Annotated in this window: 6 protein-coding genes and 2 pseudogenes; 2 read left to right on the top strand and 6 right to left on the bottom strand. The window is 36.7% G+C overall.

Annotated features, from left to right (window positions below; genetic code table 11):
* Positions 1 to 107: 107 nt before the first annotated feature.
* Both GSY74_RS00070 and GSY74_RS10975 read left to right on the top strand, forming a co-directional pair.
* Positions 108 to 896, top strand: a pseudogene (locus GSY74_RS00070) (efflux RND transporter permease subunit); the annotation flags it as partial.
* A 199-nt stretch (positions 897 to 1,095) separates the two neighbouring features.
* A complete protein-coding gene (locus GSY74_RS10975) occupies positions 1,096 to 1,257 on the top strand; it encodes an efflux RND transporter permease subunit (protein WP_370518744.1) in 162 nt (53 codons plus the stop codon).
* An 80-nt stretch (positions 1,258 to 1,337) separates the two neighbouring features.
* Here GSY74_RS10975 and GSY74_RS00060 read toward each other — a convergent pair whose 3' ends face one another.
* The 6 genes and pseudogenes from GSY74_RS00060 to GSY74_RS00035 all read right to left on the bottom strand — a co-directional run.
* Complete coding sequence (locus GSY74_RS00060) at positions 1,338 to 1,796, bottom strand: type II toxin-antitoxin system VapC family toxin (protein ID WP_164663068.1); 459 nt, start codon at positions 1,794 to 1,796, stop codon at positions 1,338 to 1,340.
* A 7-nt stretch (positions 1,797 to 1,803) separates the two neighbouring features.
* Positions 1,804 to 2,082: a hypothetical protein gene (locus tag GSY74_RS00055; RefSeq protein ID WP_164663067.1), complete on the bottom strand. Its 279-nt coding sequence runs from the start codon at positions 2,080 to 2,082 to the stop codon at positions 1,804 to 1,806.
* A gap of 217 nt (positions 2,083 to 2,299) precedes the next feature.
* Positions 2,300 to 2,536, bottom strand: coding sequence for a hypothetical protein (locus GSY74_RS00050; protein WP_164663063.1), 237 nt, complete (start codon positions 2,534 to 2,536; stop codon positions 2,300 to 2,302).
* A 65-nt stretch (positions 2,537 to 2,601) separates the two neighbouring features.
* Positions 2,602 to 2,853, bottom strand: a pseudogene (locus GSY74_RS00045) (DUF6036 family nucleotidyltransferase); the annotation flags it as partial.
* A gap of 12 nt (positions 2,854 to 2,865) precedes the next feature.
* Positions 2,866 to 3,147, bottom strand: coding sequence for a hypothetical protein (locus tag GSY74_RS00040; protein WP_164663065.1), 282 nt, complete (start codon positions 3,145 to 3,147; stop codon positions 2,866 to 2,868).
* Between the two features lie 2 nt (positions 3,148 to 3,149).
* On the bottom strand, positions 3,150 to 3,464 hold a 315-nt coding region (locus GSY74_RS00035; protein WP_164663064.1), incomplete at its 5' end, for a hypothetical protein.

Below are 3,464 nucleotides of genomic sequence, written 5' to 3'. Positions count from 1 at the left end.
TATAGTTGTTTTTTGATTAAATTATAACATTATTTATATAAAATACGACTATAGATGTATTAATTGTATTAAACTAATTTTTTAATTATAAATATAGCTATAATTGTATTTTATATGGGGTCAACATCAAAATAACTACCGAAGCCAACCTACCCATAGAGAAAAGTGAAGCGATAATCGAAGCCGTCAACAGCATCGTCCAAAGTCAAGGAAAACTGTTGCGACTCCCAGGCTCTATCGGAAGTGGTGCAGGAGTTGACCATTTGTCCATTGTCGCAACCTATGTCAACCGACATGAACGAGAAGAGGATATTTGGGAGATTGCTAGGTATCTTAGAACTGAAATCGCCAAGATTCCCAATGTCAAACAGTTGGTCATTACCCCTTATGGAGCAACAGCCTTGGCAAGTATTCGAGCATCGGTCGATACCTTGTTAAGCTCTCCAAACTATGGAAAGCTTCAAGAGGCAGGAGTTGAAGTAGAAAAAGCGATGAACAACACCCAAGGCATCATCTCGGTCTCTAAAACATGGGACATGGACAAAGTGGTCTATAACCTTGAAATCAACGAACAAGAGGCGATGGAGTATGGTTTAAGACGCTCTGATGTGACAGCACAAATACAGATGATGCTTCGTGGTGTTCCTGTGGCGACTTTTCCCAAAGCCAACTCTATGGACTATACTGTGAGAATTTGGTTACCTCAAAAACAGATAGATGATTTTAAAACCATTTTAACCACACTGATTGTCACACCAAAAGGTAAAATACCTCTGAACAAAATAGCCACAGTTAGTTACAGTAAAGAGCCAAGCACCATTACACGAGATGGATTAAACTACACGCTTGAAGTCTATGGAGACAGAGAGAAAGGGGCTATCTCACACATTATGGCAAATCTTGAAAAAGAGATGGCAAAGATGTTCAACTCCATTAAGATTTCACTGATGGTGCTGTTTTCTATTCCTTTAACCATCATAGGAGCTTCATGGACAATGTTGGCGATTGGCTATCATGTCTCCATGCCTGCGATGATGGGCTTTATGTTGCTTTGTGAACAATGCTATTTTACTCATTCACTTTGCATTAGAACAGATGAAAGCTGGGATGAACAAAACAGAAGCGATGTTGGAGTCCATAAAGATACGAACCCGACCTGTGTTGATGACGGCGTTTGCTGTGAGTGTGGGGATGTTACCTGTGGCTCAGGGGTCTGCTATTGGGCTTGAACTGGGGCTGTGGCGATTGGTGGGTTGATTGTTGGGACTTTTATGACGCTGGTTTTTATTCCTCTTGTGTTTGTTTGGTGGGTTGGGGATGGGGTGGTTGAGGGGTAGTTAGTTTAACCAATTCTCATACTTGAACTTGGGTTCAAGTTCAGCTAATCTCTTAAAAATACCATCATTACTAATCAAAATAGCCTCTTGACCCATAGAGATAGAGGCTATAACCAAGTCCAAATCATTCTTTTTTGCATCTTTAGCTGTAATGCCTGTGGCTTTTTTATATTGTAGTTTTAGTTGGCTAAAAAAAGTAGCTCCATTGGCATCAAGAGAAAAGATATTTGTATCTTGGTCATTTTGTAAAAACTCTAAGGCATTTTTGAAGATGGCTTTTAACTCTTCATTTTTAAAACTATCCATTCCATAGGTAAGCTCATAAATACTAATAACCGAAATACCCACTATGTCGTCATCGTTTAAATAGTTAAGATGCTCTACTACTTTATGATGATGTGCTGATTTTTTATCCCAAAGATAAGAGACTATATCGGTATCTAAAATATATTTGTTCATTTTCTCTCTATTTACTGTTTAGTTCTCTAAACTCAAAACCATCTCTCATCTCCAAGCTTGTTTTTTGGATATGCTCGGTAATTTCAGGTGTAGTCAGTCCACTCATTCTATCTGCAAATGCTCCCCATTTTCCTTTGGGTTTGGTTGTTTTTTGAGGAGTCTTGACTTGATTATTTAAAAAATCAGTAAACATCTTTTTAATTTCATCAATGCTTTTGTTTTGGATGAATTTTGCTACTTCTTGGTTTTGGATATTGATAATGCCTATATCTAAAGATAATTGCATGGTTTACTCCTTTGTGTTTGTTGTTTTTAGTATAGCTAAAGAGTTTGAAGTTTACACTTTGGCTCTATTAGCTTCCTCTCTATCAAACTTAAAATCTTTTGTTTTTAACGAAATAGGTTTGGAGCTTTGAGTTTTACTTGTGCTTATCTCTAGCCCATCATCTTTAAAATGCTCTCAAAGCCATAGTAGGTTATCAAATAGTTCTTGATTTTCTGTTTTAATGGTTATGGTCATTTTTCAACTCTTCTATTTTTTCAAGAGAAAGATTGGTACATCGAGCAATTATCTCTAACTCTATATCCTCTTTTAATAAGTTTTTAGCAATATTAACGGAGGTCTCATATTTATCTATCGCTTCCATTGTCTCGTCCATATAATCTTCTCCTGAGAAGAGAGATTTAAAAAGATTTTTTGTGACAACTTCCGATATATCTCTTTGAGGTTGGGTTTGCATTGTAGCTCCTTTTGTTGGTTTTATTATAGCTATTTTTAGCCAAGTTAACCTTTTAACAAAAAATGTTAAAACATCTCCATCACTTCATCTAAATTCATTCGTACCCACTCTTCTCTAAACCCAACACCCACACGAATGGCATCATCAGCAAGTGCATAAACTTTCTCTTTGTCTACCTTGCCTGTGTTAATAATATTTTGAATATCCTCCTCATCATTTTGAGCAAAACGAGAGATTTTAGAGACAATCAAATCTTCAGGAGCTAAAAGATAAATCTCAAACTTCTCTTCAATGGTTATCATGTGAATAGCTCTATATTCATAATCCTCTTAAAGAAGCCCAAATGTACTGTTGTAAGTATGGTCATAATGCACCTGTTCAAGTTTCCCCTCACTATTGAGCCAAACCACAAACAAATCTTTTGGAATATTGACAACAAAAGGCATAATCAAATCAACATCATCTGAAACTCTAGCATTACAATAATAGTGAACAGCTCCACCACCTGTAAGATAGGCTCTAACGGGTTCTTGTTTATGGCTATCAGGTATCTGTTTGGCTATCTCTTCCATCATCTGAACAATGGCTTCACTAAAACTTTTGGCTATCATGGCTAAAACCTACCCGTCATTTTAAACTGATTAAATCGTGCCATATCTATACCATTGGTTAGACCATAAAGCCTAGCCAGTCCATTACCTGTTTCATTTTTATTGCCATGATAAAAACCTACATTGACCTTGGTATCAAAAGAGAGTTGAACCATTTTATCGGTTAAGAAACTATAGAGGTAGGCACTTCTTGCTCTTGCTATAAGAGAAAGAGTTGTGTCCTTTGTCAACTTTAGCCACACAGAACTGTCTCGACCCGATACAAGAAGTTGATAGAGACTCTTTTCAAAATCTCTTAGAGAGTTAAAGTGTTGTTC

It is taken from the genome of Sulfurovum sp. bin170 (assembly GCF_010892395.1).
In the GTDB taxonomy this organism is placed as follows: domain Bacteria; phylum Campylobacterota; class Campylobacteria; order Campylobacterales; family Sulfurovaceae; genus UBA1140.
The sequence above is the reverse complement of the archived record's forward strand: the minus strand, read 5'-3'. Positions and strand labels throughout refer to the sequence as shown.